Genomic DNA, 20,203 nt, shown 5'->3' with positions numbered 1-20,203 from the left:
TCCCGGTTGACCCCCGTGGAATTCGAGACCATCATGCACCCACCGGCCAGTCAGGCCGCGTGACTACACCTGTCACCTGCCGGTGCAGCAGACCCGTTCCGCGAGGGTCACCACGGCAGATCGGTCGCTGTCGTCCGGCGCACAAGTCTTGCCCTGGAAGAAGTAGGCACGAAGCGACGGATGCTCCAACAGACGGTCGTGCCAGGCGCGAGACAGGTTGTTCATCTCCATGAGCGCGGCGGCCGAGCCAATGCCGTTGTTGATGCGGCTCTGCTTCGCCACCTCTCGCGTCTGGAGGGCGGAGAAGCACAACGACACCGCGACCAGCACCAGACCGGCGACGCCCAGAACCGTCTCCTGCATGCCTGCCCACCTTCCCGGGACCGCCATCCACCATCACGCTAAGACGATCGCGCAACCACTCACCGCGACCGACCGCGTGGGGGGGCCGCCTGGCGACGCCGCGACTTCGCGATTCTCCGGATCCACGACGCGCGCGCGTGCAAGCGTGGAAGCGGCGAGACCGAGGAGGACGTGTGAACTACCACCTGTTCCAGATGATCAATGCCGGCGCGGGGCGGGTCGACTCCGTCGACGACGTCTTCGAGTGGTCGGCGATCTATCTGATCTACGTGCTGGGGGCGCTGGCGGTGGTGCCGGTGCTGCGCCGTGGCCGGTCCGCCGCCCGACCCGTCCTGCGGGTGCTCGCCGCGTCGGGGGTCGCGTTCCTGCTGGGGCGGACCGCCGCCGCGCTCAGCACCGAGGTCCGCCCGTTCCAGACCCACCACGTGCACCAGTTGATCCCGCACGCGGCCGGACCGTCACTGCCCAGCGACCACGCCACCGCGGCGTTCGCCCTGGCCTTCGCGGTCGGCGCCTTCCTGTCCCGACGCTGGGGGGTGGCGCTCACCGCGCTGGCGGCGGTCATCGGGTTCGCGCGGGTCTGGACCGGCGTGCACTACCCCGGCGACATCGTGGCCGGCGCGCTCGTCGCCGCCGTGGCCGTCGCCGCGGTCGCGGTCGCCGGCCGCCTCCTCGGGCACCGGTCGCGACCCGACCAGGTCTGACCTCCGTCCGGGGTGGAGCCGGAGCCCGCCGAAGCCCTGGTGTTCACTGTCAGCCGTGGATCGCCAACGGCTCAGCAGCATCGCGCACTCGCACCACCCGATCGCGGCCCCGGTCTCCGGCGTCAACGTCAACCGGCTCCTGCGCCGGGCGGACCGGCGACCGGCGGCACGCATCCTCGACCTCGGCTGTGGGCAGGCGGCCTGGGCGATGCAGGCCCTCGCCCACTACCCCGACGGACACGCGGACGCCGTCGACACCAGCCGCCACGCGCTCGACCACGCGGCCGCCGCGGCCGAGGCGCGCGGCCTCGCCGACCGGCTCACCCTGCACGAGCGCGACGCCCGGGGGTACGTGCCGGACGGCGAGTACGACCTGGTGCTCTGCGTCGGGTCGACCCACATCTTCGACGGCGTCCCCGGCACGCTCGGGGCAGCCGGCCGGCACCTGCACCCGGACGGCATCCTGCTGCTCGGCGAGTGCTTCTGGCAGGCCCCGCCGACACCGGCGGCGCTGACCGCGCTCGACGTCGAGGCGACGGACCACACCGACCTCGCCGGCCTGGTGGACGTCGTCGAGCAGGCCGGCTGGACCCCGGTGTACGCGCACGTCAGCGACGCCGCCGAGTGGGACAACTACGAGTGGTCGTGGGTCGGCTCGCTCACCGAGTGGGCGCTGGACAACCCCGGCCACCCGGACGCCGCAGACGCGCTCACCGCCGCGCGGGAGCACCGGAGCGGGTGGCTGCGCGGCTACCGCGACGTGCTGGGCTTCGCGACGCTGGTGCTGCGTCGCTCCTGACCGTCAGTGGTAGCCCAGGTCGGTGGCGGCGAGCGCGCCGACCCACGGCACGACGAAACCGCCCAGCAGCCCCACCGAGCCCGCCGCCGGCAGCAGGTGTCAGGGACCCGGTCGTGACAGCGGCCGGCCCAGCAGGGCGGGCAGCTCGGCGAGGCCGGTGATCACCTGTCCGGTCCAGCTCGGGTCGGTGTCGTTCAGTTCGGTGGTCCGGAGCACGGTCATCCCGACCGCTTCCGCGCCGGCCAGTTCGCCGTCCGCGCCGTCTCCCACGTAGACACACCCGGCCGGGGCGACGCCCAACCGCTCGGCGGCGATGTGGTAGATCGCCGGGTCCGGCTTGGCCACCCCGACGTCGGAGGAGAAGACCGCGACGTCGAAGCGACGGGCGAGCGGGCCGTCCGGCCACGCCTCGGCGGTCTCCGAGGTGGCGTTGCTGATCAGGGCCAGCGGATGCCCGGCCGCGCGCAGCGCGTCGAGGACGTCGAGGGTGGTGGCCGGAGGCCGGGCCAGCACCCGACGGGCCAGGGCGCGACGGTGACCTGCGGCCCGGGCCACCTGCTCGTCCGTCGGCGCGCCGCCGAGGCGGCCGGCGAGCACGCGGACGGTCTCCTCGACGTCCCACCGGACCAGCCGGTCCCGCCAGGAGGCGTGGTAGGCGGCAACAAGCGCGGCCGGCTCCACCCCGACCACGAGCGCCATCTCGCCGACCACCCGGTCCCGCTCGTCGTCGGCGCCGTGCAGCAGCGTGTGGAAGAGGTCGAAGATCACCGGCTGGGGCACGCGGCGCATCATATCGAGATTCACCGCCGGTGATGGTTGGCGGTTTTGCCGTCCCATCGATGGCGTCGGTGCGACTATGGAGGGCGTGGGAACTGCGAAGACTGCCGCCATGCCGTCCATCTCGCCGCTGACCGGCGAGCCGATCAAGCGGGCCGACGCCGAACGCCTCGCCGGGGTGCTGAAGGCGTTCGCCGATCCGGCGCGGCTGCGGCTGCTCAGCCTGATCCAGTCCGCCCCGGAGGGTGAGGCGTCGGTGAGCGACCTGACCGCGCCGCTCGGGCTGTCCCAGCCGACGGTGAGCCACCACCTGCGCATCCTCACCGAGGCCGGGCTGCTGGAGCGGGAGAAGCGCGGCGTCTGGGCCTACTACCGGGTGGTGCCGTCCGCGATCGCCGCGATCGCCGACCTGCTGACCCCGCCCCGCAAGCGGGCGACGAAGCGCGCCCGCTGAGCGCGCCCACCCCGCCCCGGGCGCGGCAGGCGCAGCGCGAACAGCGCGCCGAACACGTTCACGGCGTCCGGCACCGCACCTTCTGAGGGCCGCCCGGACCGACCCGGGCCGGATCCCCGGCGAAGTCTGCCCGATCCTCCACCGGCGCGCAGTGCCGCCGATGTGTTCTAATTATTCGCGTCGATGTTCGCGCTAACATCGATGACCGGTCGCCACCACCACCGGCACCTCCGGCATCGAGACGCGTGCGGGCCTCGCGCCGGAATCGGGCGCCGGCGGTGGGTTCCCCCCTGCGCGCGCCAGCGTTCCATCGACGGCCATCACCACTCGTGAGGCTCCGCGCCGGTACGGAACGTCTCGGAGCCCTGCGCATCCGAGGAGCCGTCATGCCCCTTCCCCGTCCCCCATCCGTCCGTTCCGGACCCGCGCGCCTGGCGTTCGCGGCCCTGGCCCTCGTCCTGACCGTCGGCGGCGCCACCCTGGTCACGCAGGCCCGGTCGGCGGTCGCCGCACCCGGGCCGGGCTCCGTCGTCGGCGCGCAGTCCGGCCGCTGCGTCGACGTGCCGAACGGCAGCACCACCAACGGCACCCAGGTCCAGCTCTACGACTGCACCGGCGCCGCCGCGCAGAACTGGACCTACACGTCGGCGAGGCAGTTCACGGTGTACGGGACCAAGTGCCTGGACGCCAACGGCCAGGGCACCACCAACGGCACCGCCGTGATCATCTGGGACTGCAACGGCCAGACCAACCAGCAGTGGAACGTCAACGCCAACGGCACCATCACCGGCCAGCAATCCGGCCTCTGCCTCGACGCCAACGCCGCCGGCACCGCCAACGGCACCAAACTCATCCTCTGGACCTGCAACGGTCAGGCCAACCAGCGGTGGACCACCCCGACCACGCCGACGTCCCCGCCGCCCACCTCACCGCCGCCCGGCGGCGGCCGGCCGTGCGACCTCTACGCCGCCGGCGGCACGCCGTGCGTGGCCGCGCACAGCACCACCCGGGCGCTGTTCTCGGCGTACGGCGGCAACCTCTACCAGGTCCGCCGCTCCTCGGACAACGCCACCCGCGCCATCGGCGTGCGCAGCGCCGGCGGCTCCGCCGACGCCGCCGTCCAGGACGCGTTCTGCGCCGGCACGACGTGCGTGATCACCGTGGTCTACGACCAGTCGGGCCGCGGCAACGACCTGTGGTACCAGGGATCGACGCAGGTACCCGGTTCCACCTCCAGCCGGCCGGCGACCGCGACAAGCGAGTCGTTGACCGTCGGCGGCGCCCGGGCCTACTCGCTCTACATCAACCCCGGAAACAGCTACTGGCGTGACGGTCACCTGACCGGCGTCCCCACCGGCAGCGCGCCCGAGGGCATGTACATGGTGACCAGCGGCACGCACGTCAACAGCGGCTGCTGCTTCGACTACGGCAACAGCGAGACCACCCGCAGCGCCGACGCCGCCGGCGCGATGGACGCGATCAACTTCAGCACCAGTTGCTGGTTCGGCGGCTGCTCCGGCAGCGGCCCCTGGGTGCAGGCCGACCTGGAGTGGGGCCTCTACCCCGGCGGCAGCCAGACCTGGAACCCCAACCAACGCGCCTTCACCAGCAAATTCGTCACCGCCACGCTGAAGAACAACGGCACCTCACGCTTCGCCATCAAGGGCAGCAACGCCCAGTCCGGCGCCCTCTACACGCTCTACGACGGGTCACTGCCGCCCGGTTACAGCCCGATGCGGAAGCAGGGCGCGATCATCATCGGCAGCGGCGGCGACTGCTGCAAGCCCGTCGGCGGCGCCAACCTGAGCGCCGGCACCTTCTACGAGGGCGCCATGGTGGCCGGCTATCCCTCGGACGCCACCGAGAACGCCGTGCAGGCCGACGTCGTGGCCGCCGGATACCGCTGAGACCCCCGTACCAGACTCGAAGGGACAGTGATGTTAGCGCTATCAAGAAGGCCGGCGCGGCGCAGGCTCGCCCTGGTCGCCACGCTGCTCGCCCTGATCGGGCTGTTCCCGGCCGTCGCCCGGGCCGACAACCCGATCGTGCAGACGATCTACACGGCCGACCCGGCGCCGCTGGTCTACAACGGCCGCGTCTACCTCTACACCGGCCACGACGAGGACAACTCGACCTGGTTCACCATGAAGGAGTGGCGGGTCTACTCGTCCGACGACATGGTCAACTGGACCGACCACGGCTCGCCGCTCAGCCTGGCCACGTTCAGCTGGGCCAAGCAGGACGCGTGGGCCGGGCAGGCGATCTACCGCAACGGCAAGTTCTACTGGTACGTACCCATGGTCGTGCGGGCGACCGGTCAGATGGGCATCGGCGTGGCGGTGGCCGACAGCCCCACCGGACCGTTCCGGGACGCCATCGGCCGTCCCCTGGTGAGCAACGGCGAGATCGACCCCACCGTGTTCATCGACGACGACGGGCAGGCGTACCTCTACTGGGGCAACCCGAAGCTGTGGTACGTGAAGCTGAACGCGGACATGATCTCGTACTCGGGCAGCCCGACGCAGATCCCGCTGACCACCGCGGGCTTCGGGACCCGGACCGGGGACGCGAACCGGCCCACCCTCTACGAGGAGGGGCCCTGGGTCTACAAGCGCAACAACCTCTACTACAACGTGTTCGCCGCCAAGTGCTGCTCGGAGTTCCTCGCCTACTCGACCGCGCCCGGCCCGCTCGGACCGTGGACCTACCGCGGGACGGTGATGCCCACCCAGGGCAGCAGCTTCACCAACCACCCCGGGATCGTCGACTTCAAGGGCAACTCCTACCTCTTCTACCACAACGGCGCGTTGCCGGGCGGCGGCGGCTTCACCAGGTCGGTGGCGGTGGAGAAGTTCACCTACGGCGCGGACGGCTCGATCCCGACCATGTCGATGACCACCACCGGGCCCCCACAGGTCGGCACGTTGAACCCGCACGTCCGGCAGGAGGCCGAGACGATCGCCTGGGGGCAGGGCGTGGAGACCGAGCCGGCCAGCGGCGGCGGGATGAACGTCGGCTACATCGACAACGGGGACTACATCAAGGTCAAGGGCGTGGCGTTCGGGACCGGCGCGACCTCGTACACCGCCCGGGTCGCCTCCGCCGGCAGCGGGGGCACCATCGAGCTGCGCCTCGACGGCGCCAGCGGTCCGCTTGTCGGCACCTGCCGGGTGTCCGGCACCGGCGGCTGGCAGACCTGGGCCGACACCACCTGCGGGGTCAGCGGCGCCACCGGCACCCACGACCTCTACCTGCGCTTCACCGGCGGCAGCGGCTCGCTGTTCAACATCGACCACTGGCGGTTCAGCTCCGGGACCAGCACCCCGCCGACCGACCCGCCGCCCACCACCGCGCCCCCGACCACCCCGCCGCCCACCACTCCCCCGCCGACCACCCCGCCCCCGACCGGCGGCGCCTGCGCCGCGACCTACCGCACCACCAGCACCTGGTCCGGCGGCTTCCAGGCCGAGGTGACGGTCACGGCAGGCGCGTCGGCGATCAGCGGCTGGACGGTGGGTTGGAACCTGGCCGGCGGCCAGAGCATCAGCCAGATCTGGGGCGGCACGCTGAGCACCAGCGGCTCCGCCGCGACCGTGCGCAACGTGTCCTACAACGGCTCGGTGCCCGCCGCCGGCTCGACCACGTTCGGCTTCCTCGCCAACGGCTCGCCGTCGACCCCGTCCCTCACCTGCACCAGCCCCTGAGAGGAGCAGACCATGCGTACCAGGAAATGGCTCGCCGCGGTCGCGGCGCTGGCCCTGTCGGCCACCGGCGTGCTGGCCCCGGCCGGCCCGGCGGCGGCCGAGTCCAACGGCGGGGTGCGGGTGATGCCGCTCGGCGACTCGATCACCGAGGGCACCCAGGTCCCGGGCGGCTACCGGATCGGGCTGTGGCAGCGGCTCGCCGCCGGCGGCTACCGGATCGACCTGGTCGGCTCCCAGTTCAACGGGCCCGGCAACCTCGGTGACCACGACCACGAGGGCCACCCCGGCTGGCGGATCGACCAGATCGACGCCACCATCACCGGCTGGCTGAACACCTACCAGCCGCGCACCGTGCTGCTGCACATCGGCACCAACGACATCCTGCAGAACTACAACGTCTCCACCGCGCCGAACCGGCTCTCCACGCTGATCGACCGAATCACCGCGACGGCGCCCAACGCCGACGTGTTCGTGGCCCAGATCATCCCGCTGGCCAACGCCGGCCAGGAGTCGGCGGTACGCACGTTCAACGCCGCGCTCCCGGGCATCGTGCAGGCCAAGGTGAACGCCGGCAAGCGGGTCCACCTGGTCGACCAGCACTCGGCGCTGACCACCGGCGACCTGATCGACGGCATCCACCCCACCGCCACCGGCTACGACAAGATGGCGGCGGTCTGGTACCGGGCGCTCCAGTCGGTCGACGGCAGCATCGGCGCCCCGGGCACCGGCGGCGGCACCTACCAGAACGTGCAGCTGGTGGGCGGTGGCTCGGGCCGGTGCCTGGACGTCCCGAACGGCAGCACCACAAACGGCACCCAGGTGCAGCTCTACGACTGCTGGGGCGGCACCATGCAGCGCTGGACCTACACCTCCACGAAGCAGTTGCAGGTGCTGGGCAACAAGTGCCTCGACGCGAGCGGCCGGGGGACCGCGAACGGCACCGCGGTGATCGTCTGGGACTGCAACGGCCAGCCCAACCAGCAGTGGAACCTGAACACGAACGGCACGATCAGCGGCGTGCAGTCCGGGCGCTGCCTGGACGCGGCCGGCTACGGCACCGCGAACGGCACGAAGATCAACCTCTGGGACTGCCACGGCGGCTCCAACCAGCTCTGGAGCACCCGCGCCTGAGGTGCAAGGCGGGGCCCCTTCTTAACGCCTCAGGTAGAGGAAGGGGCCCCGCTTAACACTCGCCACGAAAGGAGTACGCCATGCCGAGACGTCCACTCGTCGTCGGTGTCGTCGCCGGGGTGGCGGGGCTGGTCCTCGCCATGGGCGGCGTCGCGCTCGCCGCCGGGCCGGGCAGCGCCGGCGCCGGCACGCTGGCGGCGACCGCCGGCTGCGGCAGAGCGCCGACGCTGACCAGCGGCTCGCACACCATCTCCAGCGGGGGCCAGAACCGCTCGTACATCCTGCGGATCCCCGACAACTACGACAACAACCATCCGTACCGGCTGATCTTCGGGTTCCACTGGAACGGTGGCAACTCCCCCGACGTGCTCATCGTCGACAACCCGGTGATCTCGACACTCGCCCAGGCCGGCGCGCTGACAGCCGCCGACGAGACCGGGCTGGACACCTCGGCCTCCGCGCCCAACCTGCTCGGCGCCGGCCGGCTCGACGGCAAGGCGTACGGCGTCCCAATCGGGGCGAACACGCTCGCGCTCTGGTACAACAAGGACCTGCTGGGCAGGGCCGGGGTGGACGTCGCGTCGATCCGGGACTGGCCGTCGCTCACCGCCGCGCTGGCGAAGGTCAAGGGCGCCGGCAAGAAGGGCATCACGTTCTCGGCGATCGGCACCGAGGAGGGCAGCTTCCAGTTCCTGCCCTGGTTCTGGGGCTCCGGCGCCCAACTGACCGCGCTGGACTCGCCGCGGGCGGTGTCCGCGTTGACGCTGTGGAAGGACTGGCTGACCCGGGGGTACGCGCCGAACTCGGTCATCACCAACACCCAGACGACGAGCTGGCAGGAGTTCGCCGCGGGCGACTACGCGTTCGCCGAGAACGGCACCTGGCAGCAGGCCAACGCGGAGAAGCTCGACTTCGCGTACGGCATCATCCCGGTCCCGGGCAGCGCGGGCGGCACCGCGCCGGCGCCCACCGGCGGCGAGTTCGTCTCCGTCCCGGTGCAGCGCGACACCGGCCGGTACGACGTCTCGCGCAAGCTGGTGGCCTGCCTGACCAATCCGGACAACCTGCTGACCACCGACACCACGCTGTCCTACGTCGCCCCGGTGGCGGCGGTGCAGCAGAAGCAGGTCGCGGCCGATCCGGGGTTGAAGGTGTGGGTCGACGCGGTGAACGCCGCCAAGGGCCGCACCGGCGACAACCTCGGCACGAGGTACCCGAGGATCTCCGAGCAGCTCTGGACGGCCGTGCAGGGCGCGCTGAGCGGTGCGAAGTCGCCGCAGGCGGCGTTGACCGCCGCCCAGGGCGCGGCTGCCGCCGCCAGGTAGCGCCGTGCGCGGCAACCGGTGGACGGCGTGGGCGTTCCTCGCCCCGGTGACCCTCTACCTGCTGGCCTGCTACGCCTACCCGCTCTACCGCAACGTCGAGCTGAGCCTGCGGCGCTACACCGTCCGGTCGTTCGTCTCCGGCGGCGCGCCGTTCGCCGGGCTGGACAACTACCGGGAGGTGGTGACCCATCCGACCTTCGGGCCGGCGCTGTGGCACACGGCGGTCTTCACGGCGGTGTCGCTGCTGTGCCAGTTCACCCTCGGGCTGGCGCTCGCGGTCTTCTTCCACAGGCACTTCCCGCTGTCGCGGACCCTGCGGGCGCTGTTCCTCGTACCGTGGCTGCTGCCGTTGATCGTCTCGGCCTCCACCTGGTCGTGGCTGCTCAACAGCGAGGCCGGCGTGGTCGACGCGGCGCTCGGCGCGGTGGGCGTCGACCCGGTCAACTGGCTGACCTCGCCGCGCTTGTCGCTGGTCTCGGTGATCATCGCGAACATCTGGATCGGCGTCCCGTTCAACCTGGTCGTGCTGCACAGCGGCCTCCAGGCGATCCCACCCGACGTGTACGAGGCGGCGGCGCTGGACGGCGCGGGCGGGGCGCAGCGGTTCTGGCGGATCACGTTCCCGCTGCTGCGTCCGGTCTCGGCGATCACGCTGCTGCTCGGGCTGATCTACACGCTGAAGGTCTTCGACCTCATCTGGGTGATGACCCGGGGTGGGCCGGCGGACTCGTCGACCACGTTCGCCACCTGGTCCTACCGGCTCGGGTTCGGCAGCCTGCTGCCCGAGTTCGGGCCGGGCGCGGCGGTCGGCAACCTGCTGATCGCGGTCGCCCTGATCGGCGGGTTGGCCTACGCCCGGGCGCAGCGGAGACCGCGGTGGTGACCCGGGCGCCGGCCCGCACCGCCTGGTGGCGTACCGCCCTGGGGGTGGTGTTCACCGCGCTGATGCTGTTCCCGGTCTACTGGATGGTCAACGTCTCGTTCACCCGCGACGGCGACCTGCGGGCCGACCCGCCGCACCTGTTCCCCGTGCACGGCACCGTGGAGGGCTACCGGGTGGTGCTGCGCGAGCAACTGCCCTACCTCGGCACCAGCCTGCTTGTCGGGCTCGGCACCGTGGCGCTGACCGTGGCGCTCGCCGCGCCCGCCGGGTACGCGCTGGCGAAGCTGCGTCCGCCCGGCGGCGGCGTGCTGACCTTCGTGCTGCTGATCGCGCAGATGATCCCGGGGATCATCATGGCGATGGGGTTCTACGCCATCTATCTGCGCCTCGGGGTGCTGAACTCGGCGGCCGGGTTGGTGCTGGCCGACTCCACCATCGCCGTACCCTTCGGGGTGTTGATCTTCACGGCGTTCATGTCCGGCATCCCCGACGAGGTGGTGCAGGCCGCGCTGGTGGACGGCGCCGGCCGGTGGCGGACATTCCGGTCGGTGGTGCTGCCGCTGAGCCGGGGCGCGATCATCACGGTGTCCCTGTTCGCGTTCCTCTGGGCCTGGTCGGACTTCCTCTTCGCGTCCACCCTGGACGCCGGCGGCGCCAGCCGCCCGATCACCCTCGGCATCTACCGCTACATCGGCAACAACAACCAGGAATGGAACGCGATCATGGCGACCGCCGTGGTCGCCTCCGTCCCCGCCACCGTTCTGCTGATCGTCGCCCAGCGGTACGTCGCCGCGGGCGTGACGGCCGGCGCGGTCAAGGACTGAGCCATCCGCACCCAGAAAGGCAGCCCCCCGATGACCGTCGCCCCCACCGGTCCGGAGTTTTCCGTCCGGGAGATCCCGTTCAGCCACCACGGTTCCTGGCTCAGCGTCTCCCCCGTGCTCGCCGAGCACCGCTACGCCGACGACCTGCACCTGGTCTCGCACCGCAACGGCATGCACCCGGTGCTCCGGTTCACCCCGTCGGGCGACGCCACGGTGACCACCCGGCCGGCGCTGCTGAGCTGGCAGGGCCGAACCGGCCGGGTGGAGCTGACCGGCGCCGGCCCGGACACGCTGCGGCTGCGCGGGCGCGGCGCCGGGCTGCGGATCACCGCCGCCGCCGCCACGCTCACCCCGTTCAGCGGGACCTATCTCTACGACGACCCGGTCTCCCGCGGGTCCGTGTTCACCTCCTACGAGACCGGTCGCCGCTACCGGGTGACCGTGCTCGACGGCGCCGCCGAGACCGTCGGCGCGCAGGCCCTCGGCACCGCCGAACGGGGCCTGGTCCTGCCCGCGGACCAGCCGTGGGAGATCGCGATCGAGGAGTACGCGACGGCCCGCGCGCCGTACCTGTCGAGCCTGGGCTTCGAGGACCTGGTGGACGCCGGCCGGGCCGAGTTCGCCGCGTTCGTCGAGGCGGTCGCGCCCTGGCGGGACGCGGAGACGCCGGCCGCCGAACTGGCCGCGTACGTGCTGTGGTCGGCGACGGTGGCGCCGGACGGCTTCGTCACCCGGCCCGCCGTCCTGATGTCGAAGCACTGGATGAACAAGGTGTGGAGCTGGGACCACTGCTTCAACGCGCTCGCGCTCGCCGACGGGCTCCCCGACCTCGCCTGGGACCAGTTCCACCTGCCCTTCGACCACCAGGACCCGGCCGGCGCGCTGCCGGACTCGGTGACGCACTCGGAGGTCCTGCACAACTTCGTCAAGCCACCGATCCACGGCTGGGCGGTGCGACAGTTGCGGCGGCGGTCGGGCCGGCCGGTGCCGCGCGACGAGCTGGCCGAGATCTACCGGCGGCTGGCCCGCTGGAGCACGTTCTGGCTGGCGCACCGGCGGGCGCCCGGCCGGCCGCTGCCGCACTACCAGCACGGCAACGACAGCGGCTGGGACAACGCCACCACCTTCGACGACGGCCGGGTGGTGGAGGCGCCCGACCTGGCCGCGTTCCTGGTGCTGCAACTGGGTCACCTCGCGGAGCTGGCCACCGAGCTGGACCGCCCGGAGGAGGCCACCCGGTGGGCCGGCGTCGCCGGGGAGGTGCGCGACGCCCTGCTGTCCGAGCTGTGGACCGGCGAGCTGTTCACCGCCCGCGACCCGGTGACCGGGCGGACCCGGTCCGGCACCAGCCTGCTGGACCTCCTGCCCGTCGTGCTCGGCGCGGAGCTTCCGCCGGACGTCGCGGCCACCCTCGCCCGACGCGCCGAGGCCCACCTGACCGAGCACGGCCTGGCCACCGAGCCGCTGGACTCACCGCACCACCAGGCCGACGGCTACTGGCGCGGCCCGATCTGGGCCCCGGCCACCGTTCTGGTCGAGGACGGGCTGCGCCGGGCCGCGCACACCGGGCCGGCCGACGAGATCAGCCGGCGGTTCCGGCTCCTGTGCGAGCGGTCGGGGTTCGCCGAGAACTTCGACGCCAAGACCGGCGCGGGCCTGCGGGACCGCGCGTACACCTGGACCGCGAGCGGCTATCTCCTGCTCGCCGGCGACGACCGCCGGCGGCGGGCCGCGCGGGAATGACCGGACCCGGCGGTACGCGGTCAGCGCGCGCCGCGGGCCGCGGGCACCGGGCCGGTGCTGGCGCGCAGCGAGATCGGCGGGCGGTAGAGCCGGTGCCGGGGCGCGGTGTCGGGCGCGGCGATCCGTTCCAGCAGGAGCGACACCGCCTCCGCGCCCATGTCGACGATCGGCACGTCCGCCGCGGTCAGCGACGGCCGGACGTTCTCCGCCCAGTGCCGCGCGGCGACCCCGGTGAGCGAGAAGTCGCGCGGCACCACGAGCCCGGCGCTCTCCAGCGCCCGCTGCATCCCGGGCAGGGCCGCCTCGTTGACCGTCGCCACGGCGGTGACCTCGGGGTGGGTGGCCAGCAGTTCCTCGACGCACGCCTCGCCGGCGGCCACGTCGTCGCCGCAGCAGACGTCGACGCCGGCCAGGCCGCGTGCCGCGGTCGCCTCGGCGAAGCCGGCCGACGCGCGGCTGCCCGGGCCGTAGCCGGCGGCGACCAGCTCGGCCGACCGGTTGACCAGGGCGACGTGCCGGTGCCCCAGGTCGGCCAGGTGGTGCACGCAACCGGCGATGAGGCCGCCGTAGTCCACGTCGACCCAGCTCATCCCCCGCGGCTGGGCGGTGCGGCCGATGGTCACGAACGGCAGGCCGGTCTGTTCCAGCCGGGTCACCCGCTCGTCGGTGAGCCGGATCTCCATCAGCACCACGCCGTCGACCCGGCGGCCGGTGACGATCCGCTCGAACGACCTGTCGTGGTCGCCGCCGGACGGCGACAGCAGCACGTCCAGGTCGACCCGCGCGGCGGCCTCGACCACGCTCGCCACGAAGCCGAGCTGCATGTCGGTGAGGCGCCGGCTGGCCGGCGGGATGACCAGGCCGAGGGTGCGGGTGCGGCCCTCCTTGAGGGCGCGCGCGCTGGCGTTGGGGCGGTAGTCCAGCTCGTCGATGACGGCCTGGATCCGCTGCCGGGTGGCCGCCGAGACCGGCCGCTTGCCACTGAGCACGTACGACACGGTGCTGCGGGACACCCCGGCACGCCGGGCGATCTCACCGATGTTCATCCCGCTCCCGGCAACGGTCGTCGAATCGGTTCACCTGGTGGGACGACCCTAGGGCGGGTCGCGCGCGACTGTCAACGCACGCAATCGACGTTGCTCGATGTTGATCCGGCCGACACGGCTTCTTAACATGAGACGTCATACCTATCTCTGTCGATACGTCGTGGAGGCTTCCGTGAACACATCCGCCCTGCGCCGACCGGCCGCGACCGGTCTCGCGCTGGCGACGGCGCTGGCCGGCGTCGCCGTGGCGGTCTTCGCCTCGTCCGCGTCGGCCGCCGTCACCACCCTCCACGCGTCCCCCGGCGGCAGCGGCACGGCCTGCTCGGCGTCCCAGCCCTGCTCGCTGGCCACCGCGCAGTCCACCGTCCGGGCCACCGCGCCGGGCATGTCGGACGACGTCGTGGTGGAACTCGCCGACGGCGTCTACCGGGTGACCTCGCCGCTGACCTTCGGCGCGGCCGACTCCGGCACCAACGGCCACACCGTGCGCTGGCAGGCCGCCTCCGGAGCGCACCCGGTGATCAGCGGGGCGAGGCAGGTGACCGGCTGGACGGTCGCGGACGCCGGCCGCAACATCTGGAAGGCGACAGTCGGCGCCGGGCAGGACACCCGGCAGCTCTACGTCGACGGCCAGCTCGCCACCCGGGCGCGCACCCAGGTCAACCGGTCGGACTTCAGCGCCTCGGCCACCGGGCTGCGGATCACCAACGGCAACCTCAACTACCTGAACAACCTGACCAACCCCGGCCGGGTGGAGGTCGAGGGGGTCAACTCCTTCACCGACCGCTACTCGCCGGTGCAGAGCATCAGCGGCGGCCTGCTGACCATGCGGCAGCCGGCCTGGAACAACAACAACTTCGGTTACGACACCCTGATGAACCCGTTCCGGGCCGGCCCGTTCTACCTGGCGAACGCCTACGAGTTCCTCGACTCCCCCGGCGAGTGGTACGTCGACCCCGGCACCGGCACGCTCTACTACATCCCCCGCTCCGGCCAGAGCATGAGCAGCGTCGACGTCGAGTTCCCGGTGGTGCAGTCGCTGGTGAACATCGGCGGCAGCTACGCGAACCCGGCGCACCACATCGCGTTCTCCGGCATCACCTTCACCGGCACCAGTTGGCTCGGACCCAGCGGCAACCAGGGCTGGGTCGACCAGCAGACCGGCTCGTACATCGCCGGCACCTGGTCGACGCCCGCGTTCGGCTCCTGCACCTCCGGCTGCCAGCAGTTCGAGGCGGCCCGGCCGAGCTGGTCGCAGATGCCCGCCGCGGTGCAGGTCTCGGCCGCCCACACCATCACGTTCAGCGACTCGCAGTTCGTCAGCCTGGGCCAGACCGCCATCGGGATCGGCAACGACGCCAACGCGCACGCCACAGGCGTGGGGCTGGGCGCCAGCGGCATCACGGTCACCCGCTCCGAGATCGCCCGCAACGCCGCCGGCGGCTTCGTCATCGGCGGGGTCCGGGCCGACGCGCACCACCCGAGCGACAGCCGGATGACCAACCGGGACATCACCGTCAGCAACAACCGCATCCACGACCTCGGCATCGACTACCGGGGCGTCAGCTCGGTGCTGCCCACCTACGTCACCAACGCCACGATCAGCCACAACGAGATCTACAACATGCCGTACTCCGGGATCACCATCGGCTACGGCTGGGGGGCCAACGACGCCGGCGGCAACACTGAGTACGCCAACCGCGGCCTCTACAACTACCAGCCCCGCTACAGCACGCCCACGACCGCGTCCAACACCCGGGTGGTCGGCAACTACGTCCACGACGTGATGCAGCAGATGAACGACGGCGGCTGCATCTACACGCTCGGCTGGAACCCGAACGCGCTGATCAGCGAGAACCACTGCCTGCGGACCAACGGCTACTTCGGCGTCTACTTCGACGAGGGCTCCAAGTACTACACCGTCACCGACAACGTCTTCTCGAACACCGGCACCTGGGCCACCGCCAACTACTGGGGCGGCGAGAACATGGGCAACTGGACGCTCACCAACAACTGGTCGACGAACAACAGCACCAACGTGACGAACGGCGACCGGGGCAACGTCGTCTACGGCAACACGGTGGTGGCCAACGGCGCCTGGCCGGCCGGCGCGCAGACCGTGATGAACAACGCCGGCCCGCAGGGCACCGGCGGCCCGACCACCCCGCCGCCCACCGGCACCGCCCAGCAGATCGTCGGCGCGCAGTCCGGCCGGTGCGTGGACGTGCCCAACTCGTCGACGAGCAACGGCAACCAGGTCCAGCTCTGGGACTGCGGCAACGCCACCGGCCAACGCTGGACCGTCACCGCCGGCCGGCAGCTCCAGGTGTACGGCGCCAAGTGCCTGGACGCCAACGGCCAGGGCACCACCAACGGCACCGCCGTGATCATCTGGGACTGCAACGGCCAGACCAACCAGCAGTGGAACGTCAACGCCAACGGCACCATCACCGGCCAGCAGTCCGGCCTGTGCCTCGACGCCAACGCCGTCGGCACCGCCAACGGCACCAAACTCATCCTCTGGACCTGCAACGGTCAGGCCAACCAGCGGTGGAGCCTGCGCGGATGAGCCGGCGACCGGCGCCGGGAGACGACCGTGAGGGTCACCGGCTGGCGCAGCCTCACCACCACGCACGACTGGGGACGGCCGACCGGCGACGCCAACGGCGTGATGCCCGGCCCGCGCACCGACGTGCACGTGCTGATCGTGGAGACCGACGTCGGCCTGGAGGGGGTCGGCGTCGGCCCGCACGCCGACGTGGGCCGCGTCTTCCCGGCGGTCGACGGCCGGGATCCGCGGGCCGCGCCGGCGCTCTACGACCGGATGCTGGACCAGGTGTTCAAGACCGGCCACGCCGGGGCCACGTTCGGCGCGATCGGCGCGCTCGACATGGCGCTGTGGGACCTCAAGGCGAAGGCCGCCGACGAGCCGCTGTGGCGCACCCTCGGCGCCGTCGACCGGTTCGTCCCCGGCTACGCGTCCGGGCTGGACATCGCGCTCGACGACGACGAGCTGACGCGGCTGTACGAGCGGTTCGCCGAGCGCGGCTTCGGCGGCGCCAAGCTCAAGGGCGGCCACGACGTCGAGCGGGACCGGCGCCGGCTGGAGGCGGTGCGGGACATCCTGCGCCGCAACTGCGCCCACCCGGCGCTGATGGTCGACGCCAACGAGTCGTGGAACCGCGCGCAGGCCGTCCGCCACGTCGCCGCGCTGGAACGTACCGTCGATCTGGCCTGGGTCGAGGAGCCGGTGCGCCGGTGGGACGCGGCCGGCCTGGCGTCGGTGCGCCGCGGCGTCCGGGCGGCGGTCGCCACCGGGGAGAACCTCACCGGCCTGGAGCAGTACCGGCCGCTGCTCGACGCGGACGCGGTCGACGTGGTGCAGGCGGGCAGCGTCTGGGGCATCACCCACTTCCTGCGCACGGCCGTGGTGGCGCACGCGCGGGACCTGCCGGTGAGCCCGGTGGCCTACCACGCCAACCCGCTCGCGCACGCCGCCGCCGCGGTGCCCAACCACCTGTCCTGCGAGGTCCAGGACTTCTCCTGGCCGCTCGGGTTGGCGGTGGACCAGGAGATCGCGGACGGCGGCATCGTCCTCGGCGACCTGCCGGGCCTCGGGATCCGGGTCGACGAGCGGCGCGTCGAGGCCGCCCGTGCCGCCGACCCACCGGCCGCCACGACCGGGCCGCACGTGCGGCCGGACCGGGCCGGGTTGCGGCTCGTCCCCGACCCCTAGCCGGGCGGCCCCTGGAGCCGGCGTCGCTGCCAGGAGGTGACGATGTGGTCGCGCATGGCGCGCTCGGCGCCGGCCGCGTCCCGGCGGGCGATGGCGTCCACCACCAGCGCGTGCTCGTCGAGCGTCGACTCGAAGGCACTCTCGTACGCCAGCCCGTGGAACCTGTCGCTCTCCAGCGCCCGCCGGTAGAGGCGCTTGCAGATGTTCTCGGCCAGCCGGTTGCCGGACAGCTCCATGATCGTGAAGTGGAAGACCACGTCCGCCTGGCGGGAGGAGTCGGTCTCGTGCCGGATCTCGCGCATCGCCGCGAGCGCGTGCTCGACCCGGGTCAGCTCCTCCGGCGTACGCCGGGTCGCCAGGGCGCCCGCCATGGCCGCCTCCAGGCTGCCCCGGACGACAGTCAGCTCGTCCAGGACGCCCAGCGACTCGTCGTTGTCGATGAGCGCGGACAGCACGACCGGGTCCAGCATGTTCCACGAGCCGGCCCGGGCCACCTGGGTCCCGCGCCCCTGCGAGACCACCACGAGGCCCTTCTCCTCCAGCCGCTTCACCGACTCGCGGACGACAGTGCGGCTCACCCCGAAGTGCTCGCTGAGCGGCCCCTCCGGGGGCAGCAGCCGCCCCTCGCCGAGTTGACCGGTGACGATGAGCTCGACCAGCTCGCGGACGACCGCGACGCCCAACCGCTCCGCCGGGCGACGGGGCGGAAGGGCGAACCGGTCCACGCGCGCCGTCATGGCCACACCCTAGTGCAGCGCCGCGCCGGCCCCCGGCGCCCGCGACCGGGTCACGCGCCGATCGCGTCCAGCTCGGCGAGCGCGTCGGCGGGCAGGTCCAGGGCCGCGCCGGCGACGTTCTCCCGCAGGTGCGCGACCGAGGAGGTGCCGGGGATGAGCAGGATGTTCGGTGAGCGGTGCAGCAGCCAGGCGAGCGCGACGGCCATCGGCGTGCTCTCCAGCCGCTTCGCCACCCGGTCCAGGCTGCCGGACTGCAACGGCGAGAAGCCGCCCAGCGGGAAGTACGGCACGAACGCGACGCCCTGCCGGGCGGTGTCGTCGACGAGCGCGTCGTCGGCGCGGTTGGCGAGGTTGTAGAGGTTCTGCACGCACACCACCGGGGCGATCGACCGGGCCTCGGCGAGCTGGTCCGCGGTGACCGTGCTCAGCCCCAGGTGCCGGATCAACCCCTGCTCGCGCAGCTCCGCGAGCGCCCCGAACGGTTCGGCGACCGAGCCCGGCTCCGGGGTGTCGAAGCCGCCGACGCGCAGGTTCACCACGTCGAGCGCGTCGACGCCGAGGCGGCGCAGGTTGTCGTGCACCTGCTGGGTCAGCTCGGCCGGCGTGCGGGCCGGCGGCCATCCGCCCCGCTCGTCGCGGCGGTTGCCGACCTTGGTCACGATGTGCAGGTCGTCCGGGTACGGGGCGAGCGCCTCGCGGATGATCTCGTTGGTCACGTGCGGGCCGTAGAAGTCGGCCGTGTCGATGTGCCGGATGCCCAGCTCGACCGCCGTGCGCAGCACCGCGACGGCGGCGTCGCGGTCGCGGGGCGGCCCGAACACGCCGGGGCCGGCCAGTTGCATGGCGCCGTAGCCCATCCGGGTCAGGGTGAGGTCGCCCACCCGGTAGGTGCCGCCGGGAAGCTTGTCGCCGGTCATGGTTCCCTTCCGCGCGCCGGCGTCTCCGGCGGGCACCCCTCACGGTGCCCGCCGGCGGCAGGCGCAACCAGGCCCCACCGATCCCAGGATCGGCGGGGCCTGGTTCACCGCTGCCGGAGCAGCCCGCGCCCGGCCATGAAGGCCCGCAGCGTCTCGGCGTCCGCGTCGGACATCAGCCGGCGGGGGATCACGGTCGCCGGCATCCGGCCGACGTGCACGATCCAGAACTCCGGGTCGTCCGTCACCTTGGCGACCCCGTCCCAGGCTATGCCGCCGGACTCCGAGCCGCTGCGCATCATGATGTTGTCGTCGGTGATGTCGTAGCCGCCCTCGACGGCGTAGCCACCCGAGCGGCGGCGCGCGCGCCACCGCACCCAGGGCGGGTGGAGCATGGAGAGCAGGCCGCCCACGAGCAGCGCGGTCCACAGCGACGTGAACCGGCCGTCGGAGCCGAGCGCCCACGAGACGGCCAGCCCGAGCACCCCGAGGCCGGCCAGCGCCGCGCCGACGTAGCCGAACCGGCGCAGCCGGACCCGGCTGAGCGCGGCGGCCACGCGGCCCGGATAGGTGGGGTCGGCCGGGACGTCGAAACGGATGTGCACGCCCGAACGATAGCGCCGAGCGCGGGCACGGCGCGGTGAGTCAGACGGCTCGCCGAGCCGCGACGATCTCGGGGTGGTGGTGGAGCGCCCAGCCGGCCAGCACGGCGAGCGGCTCCAGCAGGCTGGCGCCCAGTGGCGTCAGCCGGTATTCGACGCTCGGCGGCGACGTCGGAAGCACCTCCCGGTCGACCAGGCCGTCGCTCTCCAGCGTGCGTAACGTCCGGGTGAGCATCCGCTGGCTGATGCCGTCGACGGCCCGGTGCAGCTCGTTGAACCGGTACGGCCGCTGCCCGAGCAGGGTGAGCAGCAGCAGCGTCCACTTGTCACCGAGCCGTCGGAGCACATCGGTGACCGGGCAGCACTCGTACTCGCCGGCCGGCACCGGGTCCGGCAGCCGGTGGTCGTCGAGTCGGGCACGCACACCGGTGTTCCCTGTGTCCATCAAAGTGCCTTCTTTC

At 72.4% G+C, this 20,203-nt stretch carries 19 protein-coding genes; 12 read left to right on the top strand and 7 right to left on the bottom strand.

The window, feature by feature from the left end; all coding sequences use genetic code 11:
* Positions 1-72 precede the first annotated feature (72 nt).
* Positions 73-363 (bottom strand): hypothetical protein, encoded by a 291-nt coding sequence (locus ACIA5A_RS23390; protein WP_396766048.1) that lies wholly within the window; start codon positions 361-363, stop codon positions 73-75.
* A gap of 173 nt (positions 364-536) precedes the next feature.
* Between ACIA5A_RS23390 and ACIA5A_RS23385 the strand changes: the two genes are divergently transcribed.
* Both ACIA5A_RS23385 and ACIA5A_RS23380 read left to right on the top strand, forming a co-directional pair.
* Complete coding sequence (locus ACIA5A_RS23385; RefSeq protein ID WP_396766045.1) at positions 537-1,067, top strand: phosphatase PAP2 family protein; 531 nt, start codon at positions 537-539, stop codon at positions 1,065-1,067.
* 55 nt (positions 1,068-1,122) lie between these two features.
* Positions 1,123-1,866, top strand: a complete 744-nt coding sequence (locus ACIA5A_RS23380) for an SAM-dependent methyltransferase (RefSeq protein ID WP_396766042.1) — start codon at positions 1,123-1,125, stop codon at positions 1,864-1,866.
* Between the two features lie 99 nt (positions 1,867-1,965).
* Here ACIA5A_RS23380 and ACIA5A_RS23375 read toward each other — a convergent pair whose 3' ends face one another.
* Positions 1,966-2,646 (bottom strand): HAD family hydrolase, encoded by a 681-nt coding sequence (locus ACIA5A_RS23375; protein WP_396766039.1) that lies wholly within the window; start codon positions 2,644-2,646, stop codon positions 1,966-1,968.
* A gap of 76 nt (positions 2,647-2,722) precedes the next feature.
* On the opposite strand from ACIA5A_RS23375, the gene ACIA5A_RS23370 reads away from it, so the two are divergent.
* From ACIA5A_RS23370 to ACIA5A_RS23335, 8 genes are all read left to right on the top strand, one after another.
* Entirely contained in the window at positions 2,723-3,097 is a 375-nt protein-coding gene (locus tag ACIA5A_RS23370; protein WP_396766036.1) for an ArsR/SmtB family transcription factor, read from the top strand.
* A 386-nt stretch (positions 3,098-3,483) separates the two neighbouring features.
* On the top strand, positions 3,484-5,004 hold the full coding sequence (locus tag ACIA5A_RS23365; RefSeq protein ID WP_396766034.1) for an arabinofuranosidase catalytic domain-containing protein: 1,521 nt from the start codon (positions 3,484-3,486) through the stop codon (positions 5,002-5,004).
* Between the two features lie 30 nt (positions 5,005-5,034).
* Positions 5,035-6,801 carry a family 43 glycosylhydrolase gene (locus ACIA5A_RS23360; protein ID WP_396766031.1) on the top strand — a complete coding sequence of 589 codons (1,767 nt, stop codon included), beginning with the start codon at positions 5,035-5,037 and terminating at the stop codon, positions 6,799-6,801.
* A 12-nt stretch (positions 6,802-6,813) separates the two neighbouring features.
* Positions 6,814-7,932 (top strand): RICIN domain-containing protein, encoded by a 1,119-nt coding sequence (locus ACIA5A_RS23355; RefSeq protein WP_396766028.1) that lies wholly within the window; start codon positions 6,814-6,816, stop codon positions 7,930-7,932.
* 80 nt (positions 7,933-8,012) lie between these two features.
* Positions 8,013-9,257, top strand: a complete 1,245-nt coding sequence (locus ACIA5A_RS23350; protein WP_396766025.1) for an extracellular solute-binding protein — start codon at positions 8,013-8,015, stop codon at positions 9,255-9,257.
* Positions 9,258-9,261: 4 nt separating this feature from the next.
* Positions 9,262-10,140 carry a carbohydrate ABC transporter permease gene (locus ACIA5A_RS23345; protein WP_396766022.1) on the top strand — a complete coding sequence of 293 codons (879 nt, stop codon included), beginning with the start codon at positions 9,262-9,264 and terminating at the stop codon, positions 10,138-10,140.
* Between the two features lie 62 nt (positions 10,141-10,202).
* Positions 10,203-10,964: a carbohydrate ABC transporter permease gene (locus ACIA5A_RS23340; RefSeq protein ID WP_396766057.1), complete on the top strand. Its 762-nt coding sequence runs from the start codon at positions 10,203-10,205 to the stop codon at positions 10,962-10,964.
* A 30-nt stretch (positions 10,965-10,994) separates the two neighbouring features.
* A complete protein-coding gene (locus ACIA5A_RS23335; protein WP_396766019.1) occupies positions 10,995-12,707 on the top strand; it encodes an amylo-alpha-1,6-glucosidase in 1,713 nt (570 codons plus the stop codon).
* A 20-nt stretch (positions 12,708-12,727) separates the two neighbouring features.
* Here ACIA5A_RS23335 and ACIA5A_RS23330 read toward each other — a convergent pair whose 3' ends face one another.
* Positions 12,728-13,753: a LacI family DNA-binding transcriptional regulator gene (locus ACIA5A_RS23330; protein WP_396766017.1), complete on the bottom strand. Its 1,026-nt coding sequence runs from the start codon at positions 13,751-13,753 to the stop codon at positions 12,728-12,730.
* A gap of 172 nt (positions 13,754-13,925) precedes the next feature.
* On the opposite strand from ACIA5A_RS23330, the gene ACIA5A_RS23325 reads away from it, so the two are divergent.
* A complete protein-coding gene (locus tag ACIA5A_RS23325; protein WP_396766014.1) occupies positions 13,926-16,322 on the top strand; it encodes a ricin-type beta-trefoil lectin domain protein in 2,397 nt (798 codons plus the stop codon).
* Positions 16,323-16,349: 27 nt separating this feature from the next.
* Positions 16,350-17,489 carry a mandelate racemase/muconate lactonizing enzyme family protein gene (locus tag ACIA5A_RS23320; protein WP_396766011.1) on the top strand — a complete coding sequence of 380 codons (1,140 nt, stop codon included), beginning with the start codon at positions 16,350-16,352 and terminating at the stop codon, positions 17,487-17,489.
* Here the strand turns inward: ACIA5A_RS23320 and ACIA5A_RS23315 are convergent.
* From ACIA5A_RS23315 to ACIA5A_RS23300, 4 genes are all read right to left on the bottom strand, one after another.
* Complete coding sequence (locus ACIA5A_RS23315; protein WP_396766008.1) at positions 17,486-18,226, bottom strand: FadR/GntR family transcriptional regulator; 741 nt, start codon at positions 18,224-18,226, stop codon at positions 17,486-17,488. The two genes, ACIA5A_RS23320 and ACIA5A_RS23315, sit on opposite strands and share 4 nt — an antisense overlap.
* Before the next feature lie 50 nt (positions 18,227-18,276).
* Positions 18,277-19,143: an aldo/keto reductase family oxidoreductase gene (locus tag ACIA5A_RS23310; protein ID WP_396766006.1), complete on the bottom strand. Its 867-nt coding sequence runs from the start codon at positions 19,141-19,143 to the stop codon at positions 18,277-18,279.
* 104 nt (positions 19,144-19,247) lie between these two features.
* Positions 19,248-19,745: a YcxB family protein gene (locus ACIA5A_RS23305; RefSeq protein WP_396766003.1), complete on the bottom strand. Its 498-nt coding sequence runs from the start codon at positions 19,743-19,745 to the stop codon at positions 19,248-19,250.
* 40 nt (positions 19,746-19,785) lie between these two features.
* A complete protein-coding gene (locus ACIA5A_RS23300) occupies positions 19,786-20,187 on the bottom strand; it encodes a winged helix-turn-helix transcriptional regulator (protein WP_396766000.1) in 402 nt (133 codons plus the stop codon).
* Between the last annotated feature and the right edge of the window lie 16 nt (positions 20,188-20,203).

It is taken from the genome of Micromonospora sp. NPDC051300, from assembly GCF_044455315.1.
Lineage (GTDB): Bacteria > Actinomycetota > Actinomycetes > Mycobacteriales > Micromonosporaceae > Micromonospora > Micromonospora robiginosa.
Note: the sequence above shows the minus strand (reverse complement) of the source record. Positions and strands in the feature narration are given on the sequence as shown.

Bases quoted from the DNA above. Each gene is read 5' to 3' on its own strand.
- ACIA5A_RS23365 (WP_396766034.1), top strand. From the start codon at position 3,484: ATGCCCCTTCCCCGTCCCCCATCCGTCCGTTCCGGACCCGCGCGCCTG.
- ACIA5A_RS23355 (WP_396766028.1), top strand. From the start codon at position 6,814: ATGCGTACCAGGAAATGGCTCGCCGCGGTCGCGGCGCTGGCCCTGTCG.
- ACIA5A_RS23335 (WP_396766019.1), top strand. From the start codon at position 10,995: ATGACCGTCGCCCCCACCGGTCCGGAGTTTTCCGTCCGGGAGATCCCG.
- ACIA5A_RS23310 (WP_396766006.1), bottom strand. From the start codon at position 19,143: ATGACCGGCGACAAGCTTCCCGGCGGCACCTACCGGGTGGGCGACCTC.
- ACIA5A_RS23390 (WP_396766048.1), bottom strand. From the start codon at position 363: ATGCAGGAGACGGTTCTGGGCGTCGCCGGTCTGGTGCTGGTCGCGGTG.
- ACIA5A_RS23350 (WP_396766025.1), top strand. From the start codon at position 8,013: ATGCCGAGACGTCCACTCGTCGTCGGTGTCGTCGCCGGGGTGGCGGGG.
- ACIA5A_RS23315 (WP_396766008.1), bottom strand. From the start codon at position 18,226: ATGACGGCGCGCGTGGACCGGTTCGCCCTTCCGCCCCGTCGCCCGGCG.
- ACIA5A_RS23340 (WP_396766057.1), top strand. From the start codon at position 10,203: ATGCTGTTCCCGGTCTACTGGATGGTCAACGTCTCGTTCACCCGCGAC.
- ACIA5A_RS23330 (WP_396766017.1), bottom strand. From the start codon at position 13,753: ATGAACATCGGTGAGATCGCCCGGCGTGCCGGGGTGTCCCGCAGCACC.
- ACIA5A_RS23360 (WP_396766031.1), top strand. From the start codon at position 5,035: ATGTTAGCGCTATCAAGAAGGCCGGCGCGGCGCAGGCTCGCCCTGGTC.
- ACIA5A_RS23370 (WP_396766036.1), top strand. From the start codon at position 2,723: ATGGAGGGCGTGGGAACTGCGAAGACTGCCGCCATGCCGTCCATCTCG.
- ACIA5A_RS23300 (WP_396766000.1), bottom strand. From the start codon at position 20,187: ATGGACACAGGGAACACCGGTGTGCGTGCCCGACTCGACGACCACCGG.